The 26,872-nt window shown below is 44.9% G+C and carries 39 protein-coding genes; 35 read left to right on the top strand and 4 right to left on the bottom strand.

Features of this window, described 5'->3' with window-relative positions:
• Window positions 1–16 precede the first annotated feature (16 nt).
• From rplD to GPK88_RS12465, 24 genes are all read left to right on the top strand, one after another.
• On the top strand, window positions 17–637 hold the full coding sequence (gene rplD, locus GPK88_RS12580; protein WP_021976669.1) for a 50S ribosomal protein L4: 621 nt from the start codon (window positions 17–19) through the stop codon (window positions 635–637).
• Window positions 637–936, top strand: a complete 300-nt coding sequence (rplW, locus tag GPK88_RS12575) for a 50S ribosomal protein L23 (RefSeq protein ID WP_021976670.1) — start codon at window positions 637–639, stop codon at window positions 934–936. The genes rplD and rplW overlap by 1 nt, the downstream gene beginning before the upstream one ends.
• 65 nt (window positions 937–1,001) lie before the next feature.
• Window positions 1,002–1,847 carry a 50S ribosomal protein L2 gene (rplB, locus tag GPK88_RS12570; protein WP_015526920.1) on the top strand — a complete coding sequence of 282 codons (846 nt, stop codon included), beginning with the start codon at window positions 1,002–1,004 and terminating at the stop codon, window positions 1,845–1,847.
• Between the two features lie 15 nt (window positions 1,848–1,862).
• On the top strand, window positions 1,863–2,144 hold the full coding sequence (rpsS, locus tag GPK88_RS12565) for a 30S ribosomal protein S19 (RefSeq protein WP_015526921.1): 282 nt from the start codon (window positions 1,863–1,865) through the stop codon (window positions 2,142–2,144).
• A gap of 86 nt (window positions 2,145–2,230) precedes the next feature.
• Window positions 2,231–2,620 (top strand): 50S ribosomal protein L22, encoded by a 390-nt coding sequence (gene rplV, locus GPK88_RS12560; protein WP_015526922.1) that lies wholly within the window; start codon window positions 2,231–2,233, stop codon window positions 2,618–2,620.
• Between the two features lie 11 nt (window positions 2,621–2,631).
• Window positions 2,632–3,288 (top strand): 30S ribosomal protein S3, encoded by a 657-nt coding sequence (gene rpsC, locus GPK88_RS12555; RefSeq protein WP_015526923.1) that lies wholly within the window; start codon window positions 2,632–2,634, stop codon window positions 3,286–3,288.
• Complete coding sequence (gene rplP / locus GPK88_RS12550; RefSeq protein ID WP_118062095.1) at window positions 3,288–3,725, top strand: 50S ribosomal protein L16; 438 nt, start codon at window positions 3,288–3,290, stop codon at window positions 3,723–3,725. The genes rpsC and rplP overlap by 1 nt, the downstream gene beginning before the upstream one ends.
• Window positions 3,715–3,924: a 50S ribosomal protein L29 gene (gene rpmC / locus GPK88_RS12545; RefSeq protein ID WP_021650762.1), complete on the top strand. Its 210-nt coding sequence runs from the start codon at window positions 3,715–3,717 to the stop codon at window positions 3,922–3,924. Before rplP ends, rpmC begins: the two co-directional genes overlap by 11 nt.
• A gap of 18 nt (window positions 3,925–3,942) precedes the next feature.
• The gene (rpsQ, locus tag GPK88_RS12540) at window positions 3,943–4,197 is read left to right on the top strand and encodes a 30S ribosomal protein S17 (RefSeq protein WP_118513007.1); all 255 of its coding nucleotides are present in this window, start codon (window positions 3,943–3,945) and stop codon (window positions 4,195–4,197) included.
• Between the two features lie 13 nt (window positions 4,198–4,210).
• Entirely contained in the window at window positions 4,211–4,579 is a 369-nt protein-coding gene (gene rplN, locus GPK88_RS12535; RefSeq protein WP_019162495.1) for a 50S ribosomal protein L14, read from the top strand.
• A gap of 11 nt (window positions 4,580–4,590) precedes the next feature.
• On the top strand, window positions 4,591–4,902 hold the full coding sequence (gene rplX, locus GPK88_RS12530; RefSeq protein ID WP_021650764.1) for a 50S ribosomal protein L24: 312 nt from the start codon (window positions 4,591–4,593) through the stop codon (window positions 4,900–4,902).
• 22 nt (window positions 4,903–4,924) lie between these two features.
• Entirely contained in the window at window positions 4,925–5,464 is a 540-nt protein-coding gene (gene rplE, locus GPK88_RS12525; RefSeq protein ID WP_021650765.1) for a 50S ribosomal protein L5, read from the top strand.
• 13 nt (window positions 5,465–5,477) lie between these two features.
• A complete protein-coding gene (locus GPK88_RS12520; RefSeq protein WP_015526927.1) occupies window positions 5,478–5,663 on the top strand; it encodes a type Z 30S ribosomal protein S14 in 186 nt (61 codons plus the stop codon).
• Between the two features lie 81 nt (window positions 5,664–5,744).
• A complete protein-coding gene (rpsH, locus tag GPK88_RS12515) occupies window positions 5,745–6,146 on the top strand; it encodes a 30S ribosomal protein S8 (RefSeq protein ID WP_015526928.1) in 402 nt (133 codons plus the stop codon).
• Between the two features lie 87 nt (window positions 6,147–6,233).
• Window positions 6,234–6,773 carry a 50S ribosomal protein L6 gene (rplF, locus tag GPK88_RS12510; protein ID WP_015526929.1) on the top strand — a complete coding sequence of 180 codons (540 nt, stop codon included), beginning with the start codon at window positions 6,234–6,236 and terminating at the stop codon, window positions 6,771–6,773.
• Between the two features lie 17 nt (window positions 6,774–6,790).
• The gene (rplR, locus tag GPK88_RS12505; RefSeq protein WP_015526930.1) at window positions 6,791–7,159 is read left to right on the top strand and encodes a 50S ribosomal protein L18; all 369 of its coding nucleotides are present in this window, start codon (window positions 6,791–6,793) and stop codon (window positions 7,157–7,159) included.
• 17 nt (window positions 7,160–7,176) lie between these two features.
• Window positions 7,177–7,686, top strand: coding sequence for a 30S ribosomal protein S5 (gene rpsE, locus GPK88_RS12500; RefSeq protein WP_015526931.1), 510 nt, complete (start codon window positions 7,177–7,179; stop codon window positions 7,684–7,686).
• 13 nt (window positions 7,687–7,699) lie between these two features.
• Window positions 7,700–7,879, top strand: a complete 180-nt coding sequence (gene rpmD / locus GPK88_RS12495) for a 50S ribosomal protein L30 (RefSeq protein WP_015526932.1) — start codon at window positions 7,700–7,702, stop codon at window positions 7,877–7,879.
• Window positions 7,880–7,891: 12 nt separating this feature from the next.
• Complete coding sequence (gene rplO / locus GPK88_RS12490) at window positions 7,892–8,332, top strand: 50S ribosomal protein L15 (protein ID WP_118608610.1); 441 nt, start codon at window positions 7,892–7,894, stop codon at window positions 8,330–8,332.
• Window positions 8,332–9,645: a preprotein translocase subunit SecY gene (secY, locus tag GPK88_RS12485; RefSeq protein WP_118608609.1), complete on the top strand. Its 1,314-nt coding sequence runs from the start codon at window positions 8,332–8,334 to the stop codon at window positions 9,643–9,645. The genes rplO and secY overlap by 1 nt, the downstream gene beginning before the upstream one ends.
• 98 nt (window positions 9,646–9,743) lie before the next feature.
• Window positions 9,744–10,388, top strand: coding sequence for an adenylate kinase (locus tag GPK88_RS12480; protein ID WP_118608608.1), 645 nt, complete (start codon window positions 9,744–9,746; stop codon window positions 10,386–10,388).
• 2 nt (window positions 10,389–10,390) lie between these two features.
• Window positions 10,391–11,149 (top strand): type I methionyl aminopeptidase, encoded by a 759-nt coding sequence (map, locus tag GPK88_RS12475; RefSeq protein WP_021975812.1) that lies wholly within the window; start codon window positions 10,391–10,393, stop codon window positions 11,147–11,149.
• Window positions 11,150–11,183: 34 nt separating this feature from the next.
• Window positions 11,184–11,402: a translation initiation factor IF-1 gene (gene infA / locus GPK88_RS12470; protein ID WP_005428560.1), complete on the top strand. Its 219-nt coding sequence runs from the start codon at window positions 11,184–11,186 to the stop codon at window positions 11,400–11,402.
• A gap of 173 nt (window positions 11,403–11,575) precedes the next feature.
• Window positions 11,576–13,729, top strand: a complete 2,154-nt coding sequence (locus GPK88_RS12465) for an ICP22 family protein (RefSeq protein ID WP_173762664.1) — start codon at window positions 11,576–11,578, stop codon at window positions 13,727–13,729.
• Window positions 13,730–13,841: 112 nt separating this feature from the next.
• Here the strand turns inward: GPK88_RS12465 and GPK88_RS12460 are convergent, their stop codons facing one another.
• The 3 genes from GPK88_RS12460 to GPK88_RS12450 form a co-directional block, all read right to left on the bottom strand.
• Entirely contained in the window at window positions 13,842–15,164 is a 1,323-nt protein-coding gene (locus tag GPK88_RS12460; RefSeq protein ID WP_148447491.1) for a sodium-dependent transporter, read from the bottom strand.
• Between the two features lie 156 nt (window positions 15,165–15,320).
• The gene (locus GPK88_RS12455) at window positions 15,321–16,046 is read right to left on the bottom strand and encodes a UTRA domain-containing protein (RefSeq protein WP_161208734.1); all 726 of its coding nucleotides are present in this window, start codon (window positions 16,044–16,046) and stop codon (window positions 15,321–15,323) included.
• A 319-nt stretch (window positions 16,047–16,365) separates the two neighbouring features.
• A complete protein-coding gene (locus GPK88_RS12450) occupies window positions 16,366–17,085 on the bottom strand; it encodes a YoaK family protein (protein ID WP_178004627.1) in 720 nt (239 codons plus the stop codon).
• Between the two features lie 233 nt (window positions 17,086–17,318).
• On the opposite strand from GPK88_RS12450, the gene rpmJ reads away from it, so the two are divergent.
• The 11 genes from rpmJ (at window position 17,319) to GPK88_RS12395 (ending at window position 26,088) form a co-directional block, all read left to right on the top strand.
• Window positions 17,319–17,432: a 50S ribosomal protein L36 gene (gene rpmJ / locus GPK88_RS12445; RefSeq protein WP_003022746.1), complete on the top strand. Its 114-nt coding sequence runs from the start codon at window positions 17,319–17,321 to the stop codon at window positions 17,430–17,432.
• A gap of 307 nt (window positions 17,433–17,739) precedes the next feature.
• Window positions 17,740–18,108 carry a 30S ribosomal protein S13 gene (rpsM, locus tag GPK88_RS12440; RefSeq protein ID WP_008707282.1) on the top strand — a complete coding sequence of 123 codons (369 nt, stop codon included), beginning with the start codon at window positions 17,740–17,742 and terminating at the stop codon, window positions 18,106–18,108.
• Between the two features lie 55 nt (window positions 18,109–18,163).
• Complete coding sequence (rpsK, locus tag GPK88_RS12435; protein WP_015526942.1) at window positions 18,164–18,556, top strand: 30S ribosomal protein S11; 393 nt, start codon at window positions 18,164–18,166, stop codon at window positions 18,554–18,556.
• Between the two features lie 16 nt (window positions 18,557–18,572).
• Window positions 18,573–19,166 (top strand): 30S ribosomal protein S4, encoded by a 594-nt coding sequence (rpsD, locus tag GPK88_RS12430; protein WP_021976086.1) that lies wholly within the window; start codon window positions 18,573–18,575, stop codon window positions 19,164–19,166.
• 84 nt (window positions 19,167–19,250) lie between these two features.
• Window positions 19,251–20,210: a DNA-directed RNA polymerase subunit alpha gene (locus GPK88_RS12425; protein WP_021976085.1), complete on the top strand. Its 960-nt coding sequence runs from the start codon at window positions 19,251–19,253 to the stop codon at window positions 20,208–20,210.
• 176 nt (window positions 20,211–20,386) lie between these two features.
• On the top strand, window positions 20,387–20,923 hold the full coding sequence (locus GPK88_RS12420) for a bL17 family ribosomal protein (RefSeq protein ID WP_173762662.1): 537 nt from the start codon (window positions 20,387–20,389) through the stop codon (window positions 20,921–20,923).
• A gap of 226 nt (window positions 20,924–21,149) precedes the next feature.
• Window positions 21,150–21,932, top strand: a complete 783-nt coding sequence (locus tag GPK88_RS12415) for a phosphatidylinositol-specific phospholipase C/glycerophosphodiester phosphodiesterase family protein (RefSeq protein WP_252196689.1) — start codon at window positions 21,150–21,152, stop codon at window positions 21,930–21,932.
• Window positions 21,933–21,962: 30 nt separating this feature from the next.
• The gene (locus GPK88_RS12410; RefSeq protein WP_148447486.1) at window positions 21,963–23,297 is read left to right on the top strand and encodes a MurT ligase domain-containing protein; all 1,335 of its coding nucleotides are present in this window, start codon (window positions 21,963–21,965) and stop codon (window positions 23,295–23,297) included.
• On the top strand, window positions 23,294–24,022 hold the full coding sequence (locus GPK88_RS12405; protein ID WP_148447484.1) for a type 1 glutamine amidotransferase: 729 nt from the start codon (window positions 23,294–23,296) through the stop codon (window positions 24,020–24,022). The genes GPK88_RS12410 and GPK88_RS12405 overlap by 4 nt, the downstream gene beginning before the upstream one ends.
• Window positions 24,023–24,031: 9 nt before the next feature.
• Window positions 24,032–24,652 carry a WCX domain-containing protein gene (locus GPK88_RS12400; RefSeq protein ID WP_148447482.1) on the top strand — a complete coding sequence of 207 codons (621 nt, stop codon included), beginning with the start codon at window positions 24,032–24,034 and terminating at the stop codon, window positions 24,650–24,652.
• Between the two features lie 14 nt (window positions 24,653–24,666).
• Window positions 24,667–26,088, top strand: a complete 1,422-nt coding sequence (locus GPK88_RS12395) for a substrate-binding domain-containing protein (protein WP_215707857.1) — start codon at window positions 24,667–24,669, stop codon at window positions 26,086–26,088.
• Window positions 26,089–26,169: 81 nt separating this feature from the next.
• On the opposite strand, the gene GPK88_RS12390 is transcribed toward GPK88_RS12395, so the two are convergent.
• Window positions 26,170–26,742 carry a xanthine phosphoribosyltransferase gene (locus tag GPK88_RS12390; protein ID WP_021976077.1) on the bottom strand — a complete coding sequence of 191 codons (573 nt, stop codon included), beginning with the start codon at window positions 26,740–26,742 and terminating at the stop codon, window positions 26,170–26,172.
• Window positions 26,743–26,872 lie beyond the last annotated feature (130 nt).

Here is a 26,872-nt window from a genome sequence, read left to right as displayed (position 1 = left end):
AAGGAGGAGCATCAGAATGGCTAATGTAACTGTTTATAATATGGAAGGCAATGAAGTTGGCACAATGGAGCTGAATGACGCAGTATTCGGCGTTGAGATCAACGAGCATCTCGTTCATCTTGCAGTTGTTCGTCAGCTTGCAAATAACCGTCAGGGAACTCAGAAAGCGAAAACTCGTTCTGAGGTAAGAGGCGGCGGAAGAAAACCGTGGAGACAGAAAGGAACAGGTCATGCAAGACAGGGTTCCATCCGTGCACCACAGTGGACAGGCGGCGGTGTTGTATTCGCTCCGGTTCCGAGAGACTATGAAGTAAAAATGAACAAAAAGGAAAGAAGAGCAGCTCTTAAATCCGCTCTGACATCCAAGGTTCAGGATAATAAACTTGTTGTTGTTGACAGCCTTGCACTTGCTGAGGTTAAGACAAAAGAGATGCAGAAGGTTCTTACAAACCTGAAAGCAGAGAAAGCTCTTGTAATCACAGCTGATAACGATCAGAACGTAATTCTTTCTGCAAGAAACATCGCTGACGTGGAAACTGCAACACCGGCTACAATCAACACATACGATGTTATGAAACACAACACCGTAGTTGTTACAAAGGATGCCGTTGCATCTATCGAGGAGGTATACGCATAATGGCAAGTATTCAGTACTATGACGTAATCATCCGTCCGGTTATCACAGAGAAATCCATGAACGCCATGGGTGAGAAAAAATATACATTCCTTGTACATCCAGAAGCAAACAAGACTCAGATCAAAGAGGCTGTTGAGAAGATGTTCGAGGGAACAAAAGTTAAAAGCGTAAACACCATCAACAACGATGGAAAGAAAAAACGCCGTGGAATGGTAGTTGGAAAAACTGCTAAGACCAAAAAAGCTATCGTAGCTCTTACAGAAGAGAGCAAAGATATCGAGATCTTCGAAGGACTTTAATTAACAGTTAAGTCCGAATATACGCAGTCAAAAGCGTGATGATAAAGATTGAAAGGAGAAACATCATGGGAATCAAAAGCTATAACCCATATACACCGTCAAGAAGACATATGACTGGTTCCGACTTCTCTGAGATTACAGCTGCAAAACCAGAGAAATCCCTCGTTACTTCCCTTAAGAAGAACGCCGGACGTAACAATCAGGGTAAAATCACTGTAAGACATCAGGGTGGCGGAAGCAGAAGAAAATACAGAATCATCGACTTCAAGAGAAGAAAAGATGGAATCCCTGCAACAGTTAAAACAATCGAGTACGATCCGAACAGAACAGCTAATATCGCTCTTATCTGCTACGCAGATGGCGAGAAAGCTTACATCCTCGCTCCAGAGGGACTTAAAGTAGGCCAGAAGGTTTACAATGGTCCGGAAGCTGAGGTTCGTGTTGGAAACTGCCTCCCGCTGGAGCTTATCCCGGTTGGTACTATGGTTCACAACATTGAGCTTCATCCTGGAAAAGGCGGACAGATGGTTCGTTCTGCAGGAAACGGCGCACAGCTCATGGCTAAAGAAGGAAAGTATGCAACACTTCGTCTTCCTTCCGGTGAGATGAGAATGGTTCCGATCGTATGCCGCGCAACTGTTGGTGTAATCGGAAACGGAGATCACAACCTTATTAACATCGGTAAAGCCGGACGTAAACGTAACATGGGTATCAGACCTACAGTTCGTGGTTCCGTAATGAACCCGAATGACCATCCACATGGTGGTGGTGAAGGTAAGACCGGTATCGGACGCCCAGGTCCTTGCACACCGTGGGGCAAACCTGCTCTCGGCCTGAAGACCAGAAAGAAAAACAAACAGTCCAACAAGTACATCGTAAGAAGACGCGATGGAAAAGCATTATCGAAATAATAAGGAGGAGAAAGCATGTCTCGTTCACTGAAAAAAGGACCTTTTGCAGACCAGAGCTTACTTAAAAAAGTAGACGCTCTTAACGCTGCAAATGATAAATCCGTAATCAAAACTTGGTCTCGCCGTTCCACAATCTTCCCGTCTTTCGTAGGACACACAATCGCTGTTCATGACGGAAGAAAACATGTGCCGGTATATATCACAGAGGATATGGTAGGACACAAACTTGGTGAGTTCGTTGCAACAAGAACTTACAGAGGACACGGAAAAGACGAGAAGAAGTCCGGAGTACGCTAGTCATCAGATTTATAACTGCCCGCTGTCAGATTAAGACAGCTGGCAGATAACTCAGATATCGAATTTAGGAAAGGAGGCACTTTAAGATGGCAAAAGGACATAGAAGCCAGATAAAGAGAGCCAGAAATGAGAATAATAGAGAGACAAGGCCGTCTGCAAAGTTATCTTATGCAAGAATTTCTGTTCAGAAAGCCTGCTACGTATTAGATGCAATCCGTGGCAAAGATGTACAGACAGCACTTGGTATCCTGACATACAATCCGAGATACGCTTCCAGCGTGATCAAAAAACTGCTTGAGTCAGCAGTAGCAAACGCTGAGAACAACAACGGAATGAACGCAGACAACCTTTATGTTGCAGCATGCTATGCAGATAAGGGACCTACAATGAAGAGAATTCAGCCGAGAGCACAGGGTAGAGCTTACAGAATCGAGAAGAGAACAAGCCATATCACTGTTGTGCTTGATGAAAGGTAAGGAGGAAAAGCATGGGACAGAAAGTTAATCCGCATGGCCTTAGAGTCGGAGTTATCAAGGATTGGGATTCCAGATGGTATGCAGAAGACAAATTTGCTGACTACCTGGTAGAAGACTACAACATCAGAACATTCCTTAAAAAGAAATTATACAGCGCAGGTGTTTCCAAGATCGAGATCGAGAGAGCATCTGACAGAGTTAAGATCATCATCTACACAGCAAAACCTGGTATCGTAATCGGTAAGGGCGGCGCAGAGATCGAGAAAGTTAAAGCTGAGCTTCAGAAATACACAGACAAGAAGCTTATCGTTGACATCAAAGAAGTAAAGAGACCGGACAAAGATGCACAGCTGGTTGCTGAGAACATTGCTCTTCAGCTTGAGAACCGTATTTCTTTCAGACGTGCTATGAAGTCCACAATGCAGAGAACAATGAAGGCTGGCGCTAAGGGAATCAAGACTTCCGTATCCGGACGTCTCGGCGGAGCTGATATGGCTCGTACAGAGTTCTACAGCGAGGGAACAATCCCGCTTCAGACACTTCGTGCAGATATCGATTATGGCTTTGCGGAAGCAGACACCACATACGGTAAAGTTGGTGTTAAGGCATGGATCTACAATGGTGAGATTCTTCCGACAAAAGGAACTAAGGAAGGGAGCGATAAATAATGTTAATGCCAAAAAGAGTAAAACGTCGTAAACAATTCCGTGGCTCCATGAGAGGAAAAGCCCTTAGAGGCAATGCTATCAACTATGGTGATTTCGGTCTTGTTGCTACTGAGCCGTGCTGGATCAGATCTAATCAGATCGAGGCAGCCCGTGTTGCTATGACCCGTTACATCAAACGTGGCGGTAAAGTTTGGATTAAGATTTTCCCGGATAAACCGGTAACAGCTAAACCAGCTGAGACTCGAATGGGTTCCGGAAAAGGCGCTCTGGAGTACTGGGTAGCAGTAGTAAAACCAGGTCGTGTTATGTTTGAGATTGCAGGCGTGTCCGAAGAGGTTGCCCGTGAAGCATTACGTCTTGCAATGCACAAGTTACCATGTAAATGTAAAATCGTTTCTCGTGCAGACTTAGAAGGCGGTGATAACAGTGAAAATTAATAAGTTCGTGGAAGATTTAAAAGCAAAGTCAGTTGCAGAACTGAATGAAGAATTAGTAGCTGCTAAAAAAGAGCTTTTCAATCTGAGATTTCAGAATGCAACAAACCAGTTAGACAATACAGGACGAATCAAAGAGGTTCGCAAAAATATTGCCAGAATCCAGACAGTAATCACTGAGCAGGCAAACGCTTCCAAATAGGACAGGAGGACATAAATCGTGGAAAGAAATCTGAGAAAAACCCGCGTGGGTAAGGTTGTCAGCGACAAAATGGATAAGACCATCGTAGTTGCAATTGAAGACCATGTAAAACATCCTCTTTACAAGAAAATCGTGAAGAGAACATATAAATTAAAAGCTCATGATGAGAACAATGAGTGCAACATCGGAGATACCGTTAAGGTAATGGAGACCAGACCGCTGTCCAAAGACAAGAGATGGAGACTGGTTGAGATCGTAGAGAAAGCTAAATAAGGAGGAAACCAGTATGATTCAGCAGGAAACTAGACTGAAAGTTGCCGACAACACTGGTGCAAAAGAAATCCTTTGTATTCGTGTTATGGGCGGCTCTACAAGAAGATATGCAAACATCGGTGACACAATCGTTGCTACGGTTAAAGATGCAACACCAGGCGGCGTTGTTAAAAAAGGTGACGTTGTTAAAGCTGTAGTTGTTAGAACTAAAAAAGGCGCTCGTCGTAAAGACGGATCCTACATCCGTTTCGATGAAAATGCTGCCGTAATTATCAAGGATGACTTAACTCCGAGAGGAACTCGTATCTTTGGACCAGTTGCCAGAGAGCTTCGTGAGAAGAAATTCATGAAGATCGTTTCCTTAGCTCCGGAAGTATTATAGGAGGGTGCCGAATGTCAGCTATGAAAATTAAAAAAGGTGATACTGTAAAAGTTATCGCTGGAAAAGATAAAGGTAAGGACGGAAAAGTTCTTGCAGTTAACGTAAAAGACAACACAGTAGTTGTTGAGAACGTAAACATGGTTACAAAGCACGCTAAACCGTCCGCAGCTAATCAGAACGGTGGAATCGTGACAAAAGAAGCTCCGCTTCACATCTCCAACGTAATGCTCGTTGTAGACGGAAAAGCTACAAGAGTTGGATTCAAGATGGATGGAGACAAAAAAGTTCGTGTTGCCAAAGCAACAGGAAAGACAATCGATTAATTAAGAGAGGAGGCATATAAAGGTGAGTAGATTAAAAGATCTTTACAAGAACGAGATCATGGATGCCATGACCAAGAAATTCGGATACAAAAACGTAATGGAAGTGCCAAAACTCGAGAAAATCGTTGTTAACATGGGTGTTGGCGAGGCAAAAGAGAACGCTAAACTTCTTGACGCTGCAATCGCAGATATGGAACTTGTTACAGGACAGAAAGCAATCGCTACAAAAGCGAAAAAATCTGTCGCTAACTTCAAAATCAGAGAGGGTATGCCGATCGGATGTAAAGTTACCTTAAGAGGCGAGAAGATGTATGAGTTCGCTGATCGTCTTATCAACCTTGCTCTTCCACGTGTACGTGACTTCCGTGGTGTTAACCCGAACGCATTCGACGGCAGAGGAAACTACGCTCTTGGTATCAAAGAGCAGCTGATCTTCCCAGAGGTTGAGTACGATAAGGTTGATAAAGTAAGAGGAATGGACGTTATCTTCGTTACAACTGCTAAAACAGATGAAGAGGCACGCGAATTACTGACATTATTCAACATGCCATTTGCTAAATAGGAGGAAAAGATTCATGGCTAAGACAGCAATGAAAATTAAACAGCAGCGTAAAGCTAAATTCTCCACAAGAGAGTATACTCGCTGCAGAATCTGTGGCCGTCCACATGCATACCTGAGAAAATACGGAATTTGCAGAATCTGCTTCCGTGAGCTGGCATACAAAGGTCAGATCCCGGGTGTTAAGAAAGCTTCCTGGTAGGCCGAGGTGAAAGCAACTTTTTAATCATTTAAATAATATTCACACGACATGTAAAGTCTGAAGAAAGAGGAGGAAACTTACATGACAATGAGCGATCCGATCGCAGATATGCTTACAAGAATCCGTAACGCAAACACTGCAAAACATGACACTGTAGACGTACCGGCATCCAAGATGAAAATTGCTATCGCAAACATCCTTGTAGATGAGGGATACATCGCAAAATATGATCTGGTTGAGGATGGAGTTGTTAAAACTCTTCACATCACACTGAAATACGGTGAGGATAAAAACCAGAAGATCATCACAGGACTTAAGAGAATCTCCAAACCAGGTCTTCGTGTATACGCAGGCAAGGATGAGCTTCCGAAGGTTCTTGGCGGACTTGGTATCGCAATCCTTTCCACAAACAAAGGCGTTATCACTGACAAAGAGGCTCGTAAGCTTCAGGTTGGTGGCGAGGTACTTGCATTTGTATGGTAGTCCATACAGGGCAGTCATATAGCTTTTAAACTGAAAACAGAGAGGGCATGGGCCCTCTCCGACAATCTAAGTAAGGAGGACAAATTTATGTCACGAATCGGAAGACTTCCGGTTGCAATTCCAGCTGGCGTTGAGGTTACAGTCGCAGATGGAAACGTTGTAACAGTAAAAGGACCTAAGGGAACACTTGAGAGAGCACTCCCGACAGAGTTAGAGATCAAAGTTGAAGACGGTCATGTAGTTGTAACAAGACCGAACGACTTAAAGAGAATCAAAGCCCTTCACGGCTTAACAAGAAGCCTTATCCACAACATGGTTGTTGGTGTAAGCGAAGGATACAAAAAAGAGCTTGAGGTTAACGGTGTTGGTTACAGAGCTGCTAAGCAGGGCAAGAAACTTGTACTTAACCTCGGATATTCTCACCCGGTAGAGATGGAAGATCCAGAAGGTCTTGAGTCCACAGTTGATGGAAACAAGATCATCGTATCTGGTATCAGCAAAGAAAAAGTTGGCCAGTACGCAGCTGAGATCAGAGACAAGAGAAGACCTGAGCCATACAAGGGCAAGGGAATCAAGTACGTTGACGAAGTTATCAGACGTAAAGTCGGTAAGACCGGTAAGAAATAATTAAGGAGAGTGAGAATATGATTAACAAAGCATCCAGAAGCGAAATTCGCGAAAAGAAGCATAGAAGATTACGTCATCATTTAAACGGAACTGCAACTACTCCTCGTCTGGCAGTATTTCGTTCCAACAAGCACATCTATGCACAGATTATTGATGACACAGTTGGTAAAACTTTAGTATCCGCTTCTACTCTCCAGAAGGACGTAAAAGCAGAGCTTGAGAACACTGACGATGTACAGGCTGCAGCAAAAGTCGGAACAGTAATCGGTAAAAAAGCTGTTGAGGCTGGTATCGAGAGCGTTGTTTTCGACAGAGGTGGATATATCTACCACGGAAAAGTTAAAGCACTGGCAGATGCAGCAAGAGAAGCTGGACTGAAATTCTAAGAGGAGGAAAAGAACACATGAAACGTAATCTTATTGATGCTAGTCAGTTAGAGTTAGAAGATAAAGTAGTATCAATCAAGCGTGTTACCAAGGTTGTTAAAGGTGGTCGTAACTTCCGTTTCACAGCTTTAGTTGTTGTAGGTGACGGCAATGGACACGTTGGTGCAGGTTTAGGAAAAGCAGCAGAAATTCCGGAGGCGATCCGCAAAGGTAAAGAGGACGCTATGAAGAAACTTGTTACTGTTGCAAGAGACGAGAACAATTCCATTACACATGACTTCATCGGAAAATTCGGAAGCGCTGAGATGCTTCTGAAGAGAGCTCCGGAAGGTACTGGAGTTATCGCCGGTGGCCCGGCACGTGCCGTAATCGAGCTTGCTGGTATCAAAAACATCCGTACAAAATGTATGGGTTCCAGAAATAAACAGAACGTAGTTCTGGCAACAATCGCAGGCCTGAGCCAGTTAAAGACTCCGGAAGAGGTTGCAAAGCTCCGCGGAAAATCTGTAGATGAGATTCTGGGTTAAGGAGGAAATGGAAATGGCAGATACAATCAAGGTTACACTGGTAAAATCTCCAATCGGTGCAGTACCGAAGCACAAAAAGACTGTAAAAGCTATGGGTCTTACAAAGATGCATAAAACAGTTGAGATGCCAGACAACGCTGCAACTAGAGGAATGATTCAGCAGGTGCAGCACCTGGTAAAAGTAGAAGATTAAGGAGGTGCCAGAATGGAATTATCAAACTTAAGACCCGCAGAGGGTTCCAAGCATAGCGATAACTTCAGAAGAGGCCGTGGACATGGTTCAGGAAACGGCAAAACTGCTGGTAAAGGACATAAAGGACAGCTTGCTCGTTCCGGACACAAGAAACCGGGATTCGAGGGAGGTCAGATGCCTTTATACAGACGTCTTCCTAAGAGAGGTTTCACTAACAGAAACTCTAAAGAAATTATCGCAATCAATGTAGACGTTCTCAATCGTTTTGAGGATGGCGCAGAGGTTACAGTTGACAGCTTACTTGCAAGCGGTGCAATCTCCAAGGCTGGTGATGGTGTTAAGATCCTTGGAAACGGCGAACTTACAAAAAAACTCAATGTTAAAGTAAACGCTGTCAGCGAGACTGCAAAAACAAAAATTGAAGCTGCTGGTGGTACAGTAGAGGTGATCTAATGTTTGAGACTCTTAAGAGTGTTTTCAAAGTAAAGGAAATGAGAAGGAAACTTCTCTATCTGATCTGGATGATATTCGTGATCAGAATTGGATCCCAGCTTCCTGTACCGGGGGTCGACAGTGACTTCTTTAAGCAGTGGTTTGAATCTAATACCGGTGACGCATTCAATTTCTTTGATGCGTTCACCGGCGGTTCCTTTACTCAGATGTCAATTTTTGCATTGAACATCACACCTTACATTACTTCTTCCATTATCATTCAGCTTCTTACCATTGCTATTCCGGCACTGGAAGAGATGCAGCGTGACGGAGAAGAAGGAAGAAAAAAGCTTACAGCAATCACACGTTATGTAACGGTCGGTCTTGCTCTGTTTGAGTCTGTTGCCATGGCAATCGGATTCGGACGTCAGGGTATGATCCCGGATATGAATTTCCTGAAGGGAATCGTGGTTGTTGCAAGTTTAACAGCGGGTTCCGCAATGCTTATGTGGCTGGGCGAGCGTATTACAGAGAAGGGCATCGGAAATGGTATTTCCATTGTCCTGACTATCAATATCGTGTCCAGGATCCCGAGCGATATATCCCTTCTTTATGAGAACTTCGTCAAGGGCAAAACAATTGCAAAAGGAATGCTTGCAGCCTGCATCATCGCTGTGATCATCCTGGTTGTTGTAGTGCTCGTACTTATCCTCAACGGAGCAGAGAGAAGAATTCCGGTTCAGTATTCCAAGAAGATGGTTGGACGTAAAATGATGGGCGGTCAGTCCACAAACATCCCGCTTAAAGTAAATACTGCCGGCGTTATTCCGGTTATTTTTGCTTCCTCCATTATGTCTTTCCCGTCAATCATTGCACAGTTCGCTGGCAAAGGAAACGGAACAGGCATTGGAAGTGAGATCTTAAGAGGACTTTCCTCCAATAACTGGTGTAATCCAAGTCAGATCCAGTACAGCTGGGGTCTGATCCTGTATGTGGTACTTTGCGTATTCTTCGCATACTTCTATACATCCATTACCTTTAATCCGTTGGAAGTAGCCGATAATATCAAAAAGCAGGGCGGTTTTATCCCAGGCATCCGTCCGGGAAAACCGACTTCAGATTATTTGACTAAAATCCTGAATTATATTATATTTATAGGTGCAGTAGGTCTTGTTATCGTGGCCGTAATCCCGTTCTTCTTCAACGGTGTGTTCGGTGCGAATGTTTCCTTCGGCGGTACATCTATCATCATCATCGTAGGTGTTATCCTGGAGACCGTTAAGCAGGTGGAATCACAGCTGCTTGTACGTAATTACAAAGGCTTCCTGAACTAATTGAAAATGAAGGTTGCGGTGCGAAAGTGTCGCAGCCTTGATTTGTAAACAGGACTGTCTGAAAATCAGGCAGAAAACAGGAAAATGGAGGGTATGCTATGAGAATTATTATGTTGGGTGCACCGGGGGCAGGCAAAGGTACTCAGGCTAAGAAAATTGCGGCGAAATATGGAATTCCGCACATCTCCACAGGAGATATTTTCCGTGCCAACATCAAGAACGGTACTGAGCTTGGAAAAAAAGCAAAAACTTACATGGATCAGGGACTTCTCGTTCCGGATGAACTGACCTGTGACCTTGTTGTTGACAGAATCCAGCAGGATGACGCAAGAGAAGGTTATGTTCTGGATGGTTTCCCGAGAACAATTCCGCAGGCAGAATGTCTGACAGAAGCTCTGAATAAACTTGGAAGCAAAATTGACTATGCAATCGATGTGGATGTGCCGGATGATAACATCGTGAAACGTATGGGTGGACGCCGTGCATGTGTGAAATGTGGTGCAACTTATCACGTTGTATTTGCAGCACCGAAGACAGAAGGTGTCTGCGATACCTGTGGTGACAAGCTTGTACTCCGTGACGATGACAAGCCGGAGACAGTCCAGAAACGTCTGAATGTTTATCATGAGCAGACACAGCCATTGATTGACTATTACACCACACAGGGTGTTTTGAAGACGGTAGACGGAACCAGGGACCTGAATGAGGTATTCCAGGAGATCGTTGACATCTTAGGAGAATAAGAATGTCCGTAACAATTAAGACACAGCATGAAATAGAACTTATGAGAGAATCCGGCCATCTTCTTGAGAAGGTGCACGACGGTTTGATCCCTTACATCAAACCAGGTGTCAGCACCAAGGAGATTGATAAGATCGGTGAAGAAATGATCCGGTCTATGGGCTGTATTCCGAACTTTCTGAATTACGGAGGTTTTCCGGCTTCTTTCTGTATCAGCCTGAATGACGAGGTTGTGCATGGAATTCCATCCGAAGAGAAGATCATCCAGGACGGGGATCTGGTTAAGATCGACGCCGGCCTGATTTATAAGGGCTACCATTCTGACGCAGCACGTACCTATGCGGTAGGTGAAGTATCCAAAGAAGCACAGCAGCTCATTAAGGTTACAAGAGAGTGCTTTTTTGAAGGACTGAAAATGGCAAAAGCCGGAAATCATTTAAATGATATTTCCAAAGCCATCGGAGCCCACGCAGCGAAATACCGTTACGGTATTGTACGTGACCTTGTAGGACATGGAATCGGAACTCATCTTCATGAGGATCCGCAGATTCCAAACTTCCCGCAGAAGCGCAGGGGCATCAAGCTCCTTCCGGGAATGACCCTGGCCGTCGAGCCCATGATCAACCTTGGTCGTGCGGACGTGGCATGGCTGGACGATGAGTGGACAGTAGTAACCATGGATGGTTCACTTTCCGCACATTATGAAAATACGATCCTCATCACCGATGGGGAACCAGAGATTCTGACGCTTACGAATCTGTAAGCAGCAATTGTTGTCATGACATAGGAGGTAAAAAATGTCAAAAGCAGATGTGATCGAAGTAGAAGGCACTGTTCTGGAGAAACTGCCTAACGCGATGTTTAAAGTAGAACTGGAAAACAAACATGTGGTACTTGCCCATATCAGCGGTAAGCTCCGTATGAACTTCATCCGTATTCTCCCGGGAGATAAAGTAACGATCGAACTTTCTCCGTATGATCTTTCCAAGGGAAGAATCATCTGGAGAGATAAATAAGAAATTCTGTAAAGGGCCTGGCGGTTTAAACTGCCGGGTCTTTTTTTATGCCTTTTTCCGGGAAAAGATTTCAAACTGGACTTTATCGCTCATACTTTTTTCACGCTTTAAACATAAAGTGAACAGATTTTGTTGATATAGTATGAGCATACAAGAAAGAGAGAGGTGTTTATATGAAGAAAAAATATCTTGCAGCAATCTTAGGAGTTATGATAGCAACAACATCTGTTACCGCATGTGGGGTAGCGACAACAGAGACAACAACGAATACAGCGGAAAGTTCAGAGAATAAAGAAACAGAAGATACAACAGTAGAGAGTGCAGAAAGCACAGATGATAGTGACAGCAGTGCAGATGTGGATAAAGAGGATTCTGATGAGGAAGATGTGACCTACGGTGAAGTGAAATCTGTGGAAGCCGGAAAGATTATCATCGCAGTTGGAACGATGAAAGAAATGGGCGGAAATGGTGGAGATGCTTCTTCTGATACAGCAGACAAATCCGATTCAGAGGCAGCATCTGATGACAGCAGTGATGAAGCCCCGGAGAAACCGGACGGTGACAATGCAGATGGAAATGGTGGTACCCCAGGCGGAGATCAGGGAGAAGCGCCTTCCATGCTGGATCTGACCGGAGATGAGATGACAGTCACAGTAACAGACGATACAGTGATCACAAAAGAAAGCGCCGGAGGTCCAGGCGGAGCACCAGGAGGAAATCAGGGAGAAGCCCCGGAGAAACCGGACGGTGACAGCACAGATGGAAATGGTCAGGGAGAAGCCCCTGAGAAGCCAGACGGAGATAATGGAAATGGTCAGGCCCCAGGCGGTGACCAGGGCGGTGCGCCGGACGGCAATAATTCCCAGAGTGAGACCATCGAACTCTCAGACATCCAGGAAGGTGACATCGTAGCCATCACCACAGACGATGATGGAAACGCCCTTACTATTAAAGTACAGAGCTCAGACATGGGCGGCGGTCAGGGAGGTCCTGGTGGAGCACCTGGTGGACAGTCCCAGGGAGTAGACAGCTATGATGCAGCCAATACGTACGATTCTGATACAGAGGTATCCGATACATCCCTGGAATCTACAGGAACAGACGAGAATGCGGCACTTGTTTCCTCAGGAGCCAATGTAACTTTTGATAATGTAGATATCACAAGAAATTCTTCCGACAGCACAGGCGGCGATAACTCCAGCTTTTACGGCGTAGGAGCGGCACTCCTTGCAACAGAGGGCAACGCCTATGTAAAAGGCGGAACCGTAACCACTGACGCAGCCGGCGGAGCAGGACTTTTTGCCTACGGCGACGGAACCGTTTATGCGGCAGATACCACCATCAAGACAACACAGGATACTTCCGGTGGAATCCATGCAGCTGGTGGCGGTAAATTATACGCCTGGGATCTGAATGTGGAGACAGACGGAGAATCTGCAGCAGCCATCCGAAGCGATCGTGGCGGCGGAACCATGGTCGTAGACGGCGGAACTTACACATCCAACGGTGTAGGATCACCGGCAGTATACTGCACCGCAGATATTGCAGTAAAAGATGCCACACTTACAGCAAATGGATCAGAAGCGGTGTGCATCGAAGGACTGAACTCCCTGCATCTTTTTAACTGCGACCTTACGGGAAATATGAGCGACTTAAGTCAGAATGACAGTACCTGGACCGTAATTCTCTATCAGAGTATGTCCGGTGATTCTGAAGTAGGAAACAGCACTTTCCAGATGGACGGCGGAACCCTTACTTCCCAGAACGGCGGCGTGTTCTACACAACCAACACAGAGAGTGATATTACACTGAAAGATGTAGATATCACATACAACAATGACAATGAGTATTTCCTTCGCTGTACAGGAAATAACAACGAAAGAGGCTGGGGCGAAAGCGGAGCCAACGGAGCAGATTGTGACTTTACTGCAATCAGCCAGGATATGGAAGGCAGTGTGATCTGGGATACCATCAGCCAGCTTGATTTCTATATGACAGATGGAAGTAACCTGACAGGAGCTATCATAGACGATGAGAGTTTTGCCGGCAACGGCGGAGATGGCTACTGTAATGTATATGTCAGTGACGATTCTACCTGGACAGTAACCGGTGACAGCACCGTATCCACACTTTCCAACGCAGGAACCATCGTAGACGATTCCGGAAAAAATGTCACAATTAAAGGAACAGACGGAACTGTATATGTAGAAGGCGACAGCGATTACACCATCACCGTAGATAAATACGAAGATACCGCAGATACTTCAGGCAGCGATACCGTTGCCTCCTGGTCTGATTATGAAGTGGAGAAACCAGATACCCTCTAAAAAAGAACATCCCTTTTGCAAAAATATAAATGAAAAGAATCCCGCGGAAACGTTTAAAACCGTTTCCGCGGGATTCTTTTATGTAGTACGTTCTGTAAATTTCAGCGTTTTATCATCCGATACCGCCAAGCACGATACCAAGGATCAGCACCAGGAAGCATACCGGAATATAAAGATATTTACACACCGGGTAAAAATATTTCGTAAATGGTTTTTCGCGGCCTTTGTTGATCTGGTTCTCCACATATTTTTTGCCAAATACCCAGAAGAACATGATCCCTGCAAGTCCTGCCCCAAGAGGACAGATATAGATGGAAAGCACATCCATCCAGTCAGAGACGATGCCCTGAATCAGAAGAGAAACCACCACTCCGATAGCTGCGATCACCATACAGGAAGGGATACGGCCAAGGCCTGTTTTTTCCTGAACCGTGGCGATGGGGGCCTCATAAAGGTTCATAAGGGAAGTCATGCCTGCAAGGAAAACGGCTACGAAGAAGATAATGGCGATGATCCGTCCGCCAGGCATGGTTTTGATCAGGTGCGGCAGGTAGATGAACAGAAGTCCGGGACCGCCCTGGTCAAGCTTGGCACCTGTGGTAGCCATGGCCGGAATGATAACAAGTGCTGCCAGCATAGCAGCCAGAGTATCAAAAAGTGCTACCCTTGCAGCAGATGCAGGGATATCTTCGCTGTCTGGAAGATAAGATCCGTAGATCAGTGTACCGTTGCCTGCAACAGACAGGGAGAAAAATGCCTGTCCAAGTGCGAAGATCCAGGTGGAAGGCTTTGCCAGAATTTCCGGCTCCACGCGGAAGATATAGCGGTATCCGGCAGCAGCTCCCGGCTGAAAGGCAACATAGATGCCAAGGATCACAAACAGTATAAAGAAGATAGGCATCATCACTTTATTGGCCTTTTCGATGCCGCTTCCAACGCCGTACATCAGGATAAACATGCAGATCACAAGAGCAGCCAGCTGCCAGAGATTATTTCCCCAGGCAGAGGCCATGCCTCCGAATTTGGCGCCAAAGGACTCAATATTTGCCGGTGCCAGGGTAGATCCTGTAAAGGTTCCGAGCATATATCGGAAGATCCATCCCATAACAACCGTATAACCGATAGCCATGGCCAGTGCACCGATCACCGGTATCCAGCCCAGTGTTTCGCCCAGCCTTCGTCTGCATTTGGTTTCACAGGCCATGCCGAAGGCGTCAATGGGCCCGGAACGTGTCCCGCGGCCAAAGCTCATCTCACCGATCACCCCGGTAAAGCCGATCAGTGCCACAAAAATAAAATATGGGATCAGGAACGATCCACCGCCATACAGGGAAACTCTGGTGGGAAACATCCAGATATTTCCCATTCCAACCGCAGACCCGATGCAGGCCAGAATGAACCCCCAGCGGCTGTTAAAAGATTCTCGTTTTTTCATAAAAATAAAATTTCCTCTCTCCGTTGATCGTTTCAGTATAACATAATTTTGGAAAATAGGAAACTGCAGCATCTATACAGATCTAGACGGATATTTGTGAGCCACATTTGTCACCTGCTCATAACCGTATAGCTGCGAAGTAGCTATGAGTCGGGCTCATCGGCGCAGGGCATTATCATAAAATCGAAAATGATCCGGTCTGTGCCGTGACTGGGTATACTCAAACATCACGCCATCACTGTTATAAGTCTGGCTAGACACTACAGCCACGCAGTTATAATCCTTCACATTCAGATGAAGATATTTTTCATCAATTTCTGTAACCTTTTCCACAGTCATGATACGTTTGCTGTTGACAATGGTCATATGAAGCACCTGTTCCAGATATTCATAGATAGAATGACTGGCAATCTCGGCAGTAAGGCCGGGAACGGATTCCTTCAGAAAATAATTATGGCTGATGATCAGCGGGATATCTTCAAGATAATGGATACGCTGAATATAATATACTTCTGCACCAGCGGGAAATCCTGTGTAAGCTGACTGATTTTTGCTGATACAAAGCTCTGTAAAAAGAGCCACCTCCGTATGGGCATTCTGACCGTTCCTTGCAGCAGATTCTTTGAAGGTTTCGATCTCTCCGATGGTGAAAGCAGTCTTCTCGTTTGGACGGTAGATATTGCGGACACCTTTTCCCTGCATGGTCTGTACATAGCCGTCACTGACAAGAAGACTGACCGCACGTCGCAGGGTATTGCGGGAGCAGCCGTAAGTCTGGATCAGAGTGTTTTCGGAAGGCAGAAGCTCCTGATAGGCAAAGGTGTTGTCCTCTATTTTCATTTTCAGATCTTTATAGATATCTTCGTAAATACTTTTGGGCATTTCAATTCTCCATTCATGTTCGGTCAAAAATATATAGCAGGATTTATGATTTCTGGAATAATTATAAAAGATTTTCCCGGTAAGCGCAATGCAAATACCGTGGAATGTTTAAACAAGTTACGGAGCATATTGATATGTTATGAGGATAGTATGAGAAATATAGATGAAATCAATTTGTGGCCATTCAAAATCATGATACTGGATTTCGAACGCATATAAGCTGTAAGCGCCAGAGGGGCTTATGCGTAAACAAAAAAGGAAATGTGACAGTGTAAAAACAGATCACATTTCCTCTTATTTTATCAAAGCTAAAATAAAGTCAGGCCTCTTTTTTCTTATAGGAAAGATTCCTGAGGCTGCTGCCGTTAGAAGCTGTGCTTCGGGTAACTGCCGGTGTATCGGCTGCGGTATTCCGGTCTGCACTGATCAGCCATACAGCATAGAAGGCAGGAACCAGACAGAGCCATACGCCTGAGAGACCGCAGGTCATATACAGGATCAGAGACAAAGCTGCACCTGTATGAAAAGAAAGCAGCGTCATTCCGTAGAATTTTGCTTTATCGCACTGTGCGCTGTCCTTTTTCATAAGGAACTGAGTGACAGCTGTGGTGAACTGGCGAAGGTTGTTGGTGGAAAAGATCGTGGAGCTGTTATATCCGCCGGGAGCCTTGAAGGTACACCACTGGAAAGGCATTGCAAAGAACACGGGGTAAAGAGCCACAACCGGAGACATTCCGGAAGGAAAGAATCCCAGGAGCAGGATCGCAAAGATATCGATCCCGATACTGATAAAACGAAGATCTGCGGAAAAATGCTCTGGGATCCAGACCGTAAGGATAACAGCAGCCATATATATGAGAAGCGCACCCACACGCAGAAGCATATCCGAAAAATTCCTGCCTATGAGATCCCGCACAACACCAAGAAGATTGGCTGTCTGGGCATTGCCGAAAAGATCAGCTCTTGACACAATGGCATAAAGCCCCAGGTATCCACCGATAAAAGATAAGGTGTAATGTATCAGAAAACGATATTTCATTTCCGTATGCATATGTAAAGATTCCTTTCATTAAAATAGGCAGATTCCATATGTCTGCCGGACTTTGCCACCCATTATAATACAGCCTGTAAAAAAAATCAAAAATTTTTAAAATTTTTTCTTGCATTTCAGGAAAACAGGTGTTAGTATATATTTCAAGCGCGCAAATACTGTGTATGAGTGCGCCTGTGAAACTGCAGATATGAGACTAATTTACGGAAGGAGGATTTCCAGTGAAAGTAAGATCATCTGTAAAGCCGATCTGCGAGAAGTGCAAGGTCATTAAGAGAAAGGGATCCATCAGAATCATCTGTGAGAACCCGAAGCACAAACAGCGTCAGGGTTGATTTCCATATCGGAACTTCTTTGGAATGTTTGTGAAACGTGCGGCTGCAGTATGAAACACCCGGAAGGGTTGTTCTGCTGAGTGAATAATAAGCATGTATTGCCTAATACCGAGAGGCAACAGCGGTTAAGATCCGCAATTTCGGAAAGGCTGTGATTCGCCAATTACAGCTGGGTGTTTTACCGAGGCACCCCAATTAGGAAACTAGAAAAGAAAGCGGCAGGTTGATATGTCCCATTTCACCTTGCGAGAGCAAGTGACATACGATATGCAGGACTTTCAGAAACAGAAAATGGAGGAAACAGTACATGGCTCGTATAGCTGGTGTAGACTTACCAAGAGAGAAACGTATTGAAATCGGTCTTACCTACATTTATGGAATTGGTAGACCAAGCGCAGACAAAATTCTTGCTAAAGCAGAGGTTAATCCTGACACACGTGTCAGAGATCTGACTGATGACGAGGTTAAGAGACTGAGCGCTGTTATTGATGAGACAATGACAGTAGAAGGTGATCTGAGAAGGGAAATCGCCCTTAACATCAAGAGACTGCAGGAGATCGGATGCTACAGAGGTATCCGTCATCGTAAAGGACTCCCGGTTCGTGGTCAGAAGACTAAGACAAATGCGAGAACTCGCAAGGGACCGAAGAGAACAGTTGCAAACAAGAAGAAATAATTTATAGATATAACTAATTAATTTCAAAAAAAGGAAAGTGTAGGTTAGTTTTAAAATGGCAAAAGTTACAAAGAAAACGACAAAACGTCGTGTCAAGAAAAACGTTGAACACGGACAGGCACACATTCAGTCTTCCTTCAACAATACAATCGTTACACTGACAGATAACGAAGGAAACGCTCTTTCATGGGCAAGTGCCGGTGGTCTTGGATTTAAAGGTTCAAGGAAATCTACCCCTTATGCAGCACAGATGGCAGCAGAGACTGCAACAAAAGCTGCTTTAATTCATGGATTAAAAACAGTAGACGTTATGGTAAAAGGCCCGGGCTCAGGCCGTGAAGCAGCAATCCGTGCGCTTCAGGCATGCGGACTTGAAGTAACCAGCATTCGTGACGTAACTCCGGTTCCTCACAACGGATGCCGTCCACCAAAACGCAGAAGAGTCTAATTAGGAGGTAGTTGAAATGGCAGTAAATAGAGTACCTGTTCTGAAAAGATGCAGATCCCTTGGCCTGGATCCGATCTACTTAGGAATTGATAAAAAGTCCACAAGACAGTTAAAACGTGCAAACCGTAAAGTATCTGAGTACGGACTTCAGTTAAAAGAGAAACAGAAAGCAAAATTCATCTACGGAGTTCTTGAGAAACCTTTCCGTAACTACTACAAGAAAGCCGACAGAATGCAGGGCCAGACAGGTGAGAACCTTATGGTTATGCTTGAGAGCAGACTTGACAACATCGTTTTCCGTATGGGATTCGCTAGAACAAGAAGAGAGGCTCGTCAGATCGTAGATCACAAGCACGTACTTGTTAACGGAAAATGCGTAAACATTCCGTCCTATCTCTGCAAAGCAGGCGATACAATCGAGATCAGAGAGAAGAGCAAAGGTTCTGAGAGATATAAAGGAATCCTTGAGGTTACAGGTGGAAGACTTGTTCCGGAGTGGATCGACGCTGATCAGGAGAACCTGAAGGGTGTAATTAAAGAGCTTCCTACAAGAGAGCAGATCGATGTTCCTGTAAACGAGATGCTTATCGTCGAGCTGTATTCTAAATAATTAGTAACTGTTTACTGTGTCTACAGTTATAAAAATTGGTAATACCCTCGAATGTTGATTAACCCAGAAGGAGGGAACCTTATAGTGTTTGATTTCAATAAACCAAAAATCGAAATTACCGAAATATCCGAAGATAAGAAGTTTGGAAGATTCGTTGTAGAGCCTCTTGAAAGAGGTTACGGTACTACCCTTGGCAATTCTTTAAGAAGAATTATGCTGTCCTCCCTTCCGGGAGCTGCAGTAAGCCAGGTGAAGATCGATGGTGTACTTCATGAATTCAGCTCCATTCCGGGCGTGAAGGAAGATGTAACCGAGATCATCATGAATCTGAAATCTCTTGCCATCAAGAATCACAGCAGTGACAACGAACCGAAGACCGCATACATCGAGTGTGAGGGCAAAGGTGTTGTTACAGCAGCTGATATCCAGGCAGATCAGGATATTGAGATCATGAACCCGGATCAGGTAATTGCAACCCTGAACGGCGGAAAAGACTGCAGACTGGCCATGGAACTTACCATTACCAAGGGACGTGGTTATATCAGTGCAGACAAAGGCAAAACCGATGACATGCCGATCGGTGTGATCGCAGTTGATGCAATCTACACTCCGGTTGACAGAGTCAACATGATCGTCGAGAATACACGAGTTGGTCAGGTAACTGACTTCGACAAGCTTACACTGGATGTATATACCAATGGAACACTTGATCCGGACGAGGCAGTCAGCCTTGCAGCGAAGGTTCTCAGCGAGCATTTAAGCCTGTTCATTGATCTTTCCGAGAATGCTAAGACCGCAGAGGTTATGATCGAGAAAGAAGACAATGAGAAGGAAAAGGTTCTGGAGATGAGCATTGATGAGCTTGAGCTCTCTGTTCGTTCCTACAACTGCCTTAAGAGAGCCGGTATCAATACGGTTGAAGAATTATGCAACAAGACTTCTGACGATATGATGAAGGTTCGTAATCTGGGCCGCAAATCATTAGAGGAAGTACTTGCGAAACTCAAAGAGCTGGGACTTCAGCTCCAGCCTACAGAGGAATAATAATGTTGACGGTTCGCGGTGAATGTCGCGAACCGTAACTGGATAACAGGTTTCGGTACCAGCATGCGTTTAAGACATGCACACCGCCGGAAACAGAATAATGAGTGGGGTGTCAGCAGCAGGGCAGTAAGACCGAACAAGCATGTCCTGGTGTCCCACAGATGGAGGATAATAAAATGGCAAAATATAGAAAATTAAGCAGAACATCTAACCAGAGAAAAGCACTCCTGAGAAATCAGGTTACAAACCTTCTTCATCACGGAAAAATCGTGACAACAGAGGCTAAGGCTAAAGAGATCCGCAAGATCGCTGAGGGACTTATCGCTATGGCTGTACGTGAGAAAGACAATTTCGAGACTGTTACAGTAACAGCTAAAGTTGCTCGTAAAAATGCTGACGGAAAACGTGTAAAAGAAGTCGTAGACGGCAAGAAGAAAACAGTTTACGATGAAGTTCAGAAAGAGATCAAAAAAGATGCTCCTTCCAGACTTCATGCACGTCGTGAGATGATGAAAGTTTTCTATCCTGTAACAGAGGTTCCTACTAAGGGCGCTGGCAGAAAGAAAAACACAAAAGAAGTTGACATGGTTGACAAGATGTTCAGCGAGATCGCTCCGAAATACGCAGATCGTAACGGTGGTTACACAAGAATCGTTAAGATCGGTCAGCGTAAAGGCGATGCAGCTATGGAAGTTCTTATCGAGCTTGTATAATTTACTTCTGACCATTTTAAAGGACATTTGCAGAAATGCAGATGTCCTTTTTTGTATTTCCCAATAAATGTATATGAAAATCCTGGCTTGATTATTATTCCTTTTTAGCGTACAATCGGTAATGTACAAAATATGAGTACACGGATGTGAAAAGATGATGCGGCGTTTTATACTGACAATAGAAATTCTGTTTGTTTCCTTCTTTCTTATAGGAGGAAGTTTTGCAATGACAGGAACCGCCACTGCCGGCACAACGAAGTTTTCATGGTCGGATCACCGAACCATAGCCCATGCATTGGGCGGGCTGGACGGAAGAGACTATCTGAATTCCAGAGAGGGATTTCTTGCCATGTACCAACAAGGCGTACGGCTTTTTGAGCTGGATCTTTCCAGAACATCAGACGGAGTGTGGGTATGCCGGCACAACTGGAAGGAGTCCATGGGGCAGTGGAAAGGCAGCGGGAAAAAAGTTCTTACAGAGAAACAGTTTAAGAACAGTAAGATATATGGAACATACACACCGATGACACTGGAAGATTTTTTCCTGCTTCTGAAAGAGCATCCGGATGCCTATGTGATGATCGATTCCAAGCAGTATTCTCTGCGTAATTATCAGAGAACACTGGAGGATTACTGTGATTACGTGGAAATTGCAAGAGCAGCTGGAGCAGAGAGTGTACTGGATCAGATCATTCCGGAAATCTACAGTGAGGCGATGTTTCCCGGAACTGCCATGATCTATTCTTTTCCTTCCTATGTATATTCGCTGTGGCAGGAATATTCTGCGGAGGATCTGGAGCATATTGCATCTTTCTGTGAAGAAAAGGGAATCCCTGCGGCAACCATTTACTGGAAATACTGGTCTGAAGAAACAGAAGAAATTTTTGAAAAAAAGGGAATCCGACTGTATGTATACACGGTAAATGACCGGAATCAGGCCAGAAAGTATATTGCACAGGGGGCGGAGGGAATCTGCACCGATTTTCTGACAGCAGATGATCTGTGGTAGGAGAAATAAAAACAAAGGAATCAGAGGATTATGAAAATAAGAACAACCATTGCTGTGATGGCAGCAAAAATTACAGGACATGTCTGTAAGCTTATGGGACGCCAGGGTGTAACCTGGGCCGGTAAGATCGCACTGAAGATATGCCCGGATATCCTGGAAGAGCTTTCCTCCCAGGTAAGAGAAAAAATATTTGTAGTATGTGGCACCAACGGAAAGACAACCACCAACAACATGCTCTGTGCAGGCCTGGAGGCAGAGGGCAAAAAAGTCATCTGCAACCATACCGGTTCCAACATGCTGAACGGAGTTGTGGCAGCTTTCGTGCTGGGTGCAAAATTCAGCGGAAAACTGGATGCAGATTATGCCTGTATTGAGGTGGACGAGGCTTCCACAAGGCACGTGTTCACAAAGATCAAACCGGATTATATGGTTATGACCAATCTGTTCCGCGACCAGCTGGACCGTTACGGTGAGATCGATATCACTATGAATATTCTGGAAGAAATGATGAAAAAAGTTCCGGATATGAAAGTCATTGTCAATGGTGACGATGCACTGTCCGCATATCTTGCCATGGACTGCGGAAATCCTTTTGTGACCTACGGAATCAGCAAACCGGTGATCAAAAACAAAACAAATGAGATCCGCGAGGGCCGCTTCTGTAAATGCTGTGGAGAGAGACTGGTCTACAGTTTCTATCATTACAGCCAGCTGGGAGACTACAGATGCCCGAAATGCGGTTTTAAACGTCCGGAGATTAATTTTGATGCCACAGATGTGAAGGTGGATGACCAGATCGCCTTCACTGTTGAGGACAAGCGGATCGTAGCCAATTACAAAGGCTTCTATAATGTATATAATATTCTGGCTGCCTATGCGGGAATCCGTACTGCAGGATTTAAGGCAGAACATTTCAATGAGATGCTGAAGAAATTTAATCCTGAGAACGGACGTAATGAGCAGTTCCGGATCAAAGGCACCAGCGTTGTCCTGAACCTTGCCAAGAATCCGGCTGGTTTTAACCAGAATATTTCGGCTGTGATGCAGGATGAATCTCCCAAGGATATCATCATTGTGATCAACGATAACGCACAGGACGGAAAAGATATCTCCTGGCTCTGGGACGTGGATTTTGACCTTTTCGGAGGAGATAATATCAATTCCATCACAGTCAGCGGCATTCGCTGTCAGGATATGCGCCTCAGACTGAAATATGTGGATATCCCGTCCATGCTGGAAAGTGATGTGGAGACAGCCATCCGCAAGCGGATCGAGGATGGATGCGGCAATCTTTATGTACTTGTAAACTATACGGCGCTGTTTGGCACCAGAAATATCCTGAAGAAACTGGAGGGTGAGAAATGAAGATAACGATTGGACATTTATATCCGGATCTTCTGAACCTTTACGGTGACAGAGGAAATATCCAGTGCCTTATGAAACGCTGTCTCTGGAGAGGCATTGAGGCAGAAACCATTGCGTTTGAACTGGGAGATAAGATCGACTTTTCCAAACTGGATATCGTTCTTCTCGGAGGCGGTTCTGACCGTGAGCAGATGCTGGTATGCGAAAAGCTGAAAGAGATCCAGAAGGATTTCAAGGCCTATGTGGAAGATAATGGTGTTGTCATCGCAATCTGTGGTGGATATCAGCTCCTTGGAAACTACTATAAGACCGATCAGGGAATGATCGAGGGACTGAAACTGGTGGATATGAGCACAGAGCAGGGAAAAGGCCGTCTTATCGGAAATATTGTGATGCAGAGCAACCTTTTTGATATGCCCATTGTAGGGTTTGAGAACCATGGAGGACGTACCACCATCGGAAACAACAAAGCTCTGGGAAAAGTACTGTCCGGATATGGCAATGACGGACAGTCTGGCGAGGAAGGTGTTGTATACAAAAATGTGATCGGAACCTATCTTCACGGACCACTTCTTCCAAAGAATCCACAGCTTGCTGATCTTCTGATCAGCCGTGCACTGGAAAAGAAATATGGTAAGAAGATCGAACTTGAGAAACTGGATGACAGCGAGGAGCAGGAGGCAAACTCCTATATTTTCCACCGCTTTGTAAAGAACGAAGGATAAGAGGATAGTATGGCAAAATCAAACAATCAGAAAGCGAAGATCCTGTATCTTGAAAAAATGCTGCGGGAGACAGGGGAGCATCATGCAATATCCATGCAGACGATTCTTGCAAATCTTATGGAACATGGGATCCGTGCGGAGAGAAAGAGCATTTATGATGATGTGGAGGTTCTGCGGGAGTTTGGAATGGATATCCGCTATACAAGGGAGCGGCCAGGTGGTTATTATCTGGCAGGACAGCAGGGGGCAGAGCAGCCATCCGTTCAGACGGAAAATGCAAATGTTTCCACTCTGGAAAAAGTTCAGGAAAAGGCAGAAACAAAGAGCATTGATATAAGTGGGTACCAGGCGCTTCTTAAGAATTCTGCGGGAACCATAAAAAAAGAAATGCGCCTTCTCTGTACAGGCGTTGCACAGGCTGAAATCCGTGATTTTTTTGGCGAAGACGCAGAGTATAAAATAAAGGAAAACGGAGATCTGATGGTAACGGTTCAGCTTCCGGAAAATTCCAAGTTTTACGGCTGGCTGACAGGCATGGGCGGAGATGTCCGCATCCTGAAACCAAAGAAATCCGCACTGGCATACAGAGATTATCTGAAATCACTGGCAAAGGAATATAAAGGCTTATAGGAGAGGATTTGACCATGAAGAAAAAAACAGCGATCCTGCTTGTGGGAGCTTTGGCTCTTACAGCAGTTCTTTCCGGCTGCGGCAAAAACAAAGAGGCAACAGAGGCTGCCAATGAAAGTGTAGAGTCCGAAGATCCGGAAGGAAAAGCCAAAAACAGCGATGATGCAGAGGAAGAAGAAAAAGAGGAAGAAAAAGAAACAGCAGCTGCCGATAAGAAAGTAGGAGTATTTCTGCCTTCAGCTGCGGATGATTCCCGCTGGGCCCTGGATGGAGAAAGTCTTCAGACTGCACTGGAAGGAGACGGCTATGATGCGGAGATCTTTTTTGCAGATGAGGACAGTGATACACAGGTGTCACAGATCCAGTCCATTCTGGACGATGAAAAAACATCTGCCCTTGTGATTGCACCGGTAGATGCCTACGGTCTGAATGATGTGCTGGAGCAGGTCTATGAGAAATCCATTCCTGTAATTTCCTATGATCAGCTGATCATGGATACGGATAAGATCAACTATTATGTTACTTTTGATACGAGAAAAGCAGGAAAAATGGTGGGAGATTCCATCATCAAAAAAATGGATCTGGAGAAAGCCAGAGAAGAAAAACGCACGCTGACCATCGAGTTCCTGATGGGTTCTCCGGATGACCGTGATGCACTGTTCTTTTATAATGGCGTGATGGAAAAACTTCAGGAATATTTCGATGACGGAACACTGGTGTGCACTTCAGGAAAGCAGACGCTTGATGATACTGCAGTGATGCGTTCCGGAAGAAATACCGCGAAGAACGATATGGCAGAGATCCTTTCCCAGAATTATACAGAAGGCACACCGGACATTATCTGCACAGGTGCCGATGACCTTGCTCTTGGTGCCGTTGATGCCCTGGAGGATGCTGGCCATGTGTCAGGTGAAGAAGGATGGCCAATGATCACTGGCTGTGGCTGTGAGGCAGAAGCAGTAACTGCTGTGATTGAGGGAAAACTTGCAGACAGTCTGTTCTTTGACAACCGCGTGCTGGCAAATGACTGTGTGACTATGGTGGACACTTTTCTGAAAGGGGAGAAACCAGAGATTTCTGATTACGAGCAGTATGACAACGGAACCAAGATCGTGGGAACTGTAACAAGCGATATCCAGCTGATCGATGCGGATAATTACCAGATGCTTGTGGATGACGGATATTATGATGAAAATGAGATCGTACCGGAAGCAACTCCGACACCGATTCCGACAGCAACACCGGAAGTTACGGTAACAGAAGAACCGGATAAAGATGTAACTCCTACACCGTCTGAGAAAGCTGACGGAGAAGATGACAAAACCACCCCGACACCGTCAGAAGAGGCTGGTGCTTCTGTGACTCCGACACCGGAAGCAGATGAAACGGCAACTCCGACACCTACAGAGAAAGCTTCCAAAGGTGCAGATGCATAAAACAAAATAAATATGGCAAAATAAAAATACTCCTGGAAACCGACATACGTAAGTTTCCAGGAGTATTTTTTATGATAAATCTTATTCGCGGAAAGTAAGCTTGCCACCTTCAATGGAATCAATGATGGCAAGGGATTCCAGATGGATACCCATATCACGGATGGTCTGTCCGCCGGACTGGAAGCCTTTTTCGATAACGATTCCGGCACCTTCCAGAGTTGCACCGGATTTCTTGACGATGTCGATCAGGCCAAGAAGTGCACAGCCGTTGGCAAGAAAATCATCAATCAGGAGTACGTGATCTTCCGGTCCGAGGAATTTCTTGGAAAGGATCACATCGTAAACTTTTTTATGAGTAAAAGATTCTACCTTGGTTGTGTACATCTCACCGTCAAGGTTTACACTCTGTGCTTTCTTTGCAAATACAACCGGTACGTGGAAATACTGTGCCGCAATGCAGGCAATACCGATACCGGAAGCCTCGATGGTAAGGATCTTGGTGATTGGACAGTGGTCAAAACGTTTCTTGAATTCTTTACCGATCTCATTGATCAGGTCAATATCCATCTGATGATTCAGGAAGCTGTCCACTTTTAAAATATTTCCTTCTTTTACTACGCCGTCTGTCAGAATTCTGTCTTTTAAAAGCTGCATGAAATTTATCTCCTTTGATTTATCACATTAATGTATGTTTACTGCTCACGGACAGAGCAGTAATATTTTTAATATGTATCATACGACAATATTTGCGTGAGTGCAATTATTTTTGACAAAAAAACATAAA

It is taken from the genome of Blautia sp. MCC269, from assembly GCF_018785655.1.
In the GTDB taxonomy this organism is placed as follows: domain Bacteria; phylum Bacillota; class Clostridia; order Lachnospirales; family Lachnospiraceae; genus Blautia_A.
Note: the sequence above shows the minus strand (reverse complement) of the source record. Positions and strands in the feature narration are given on the sequence as shown.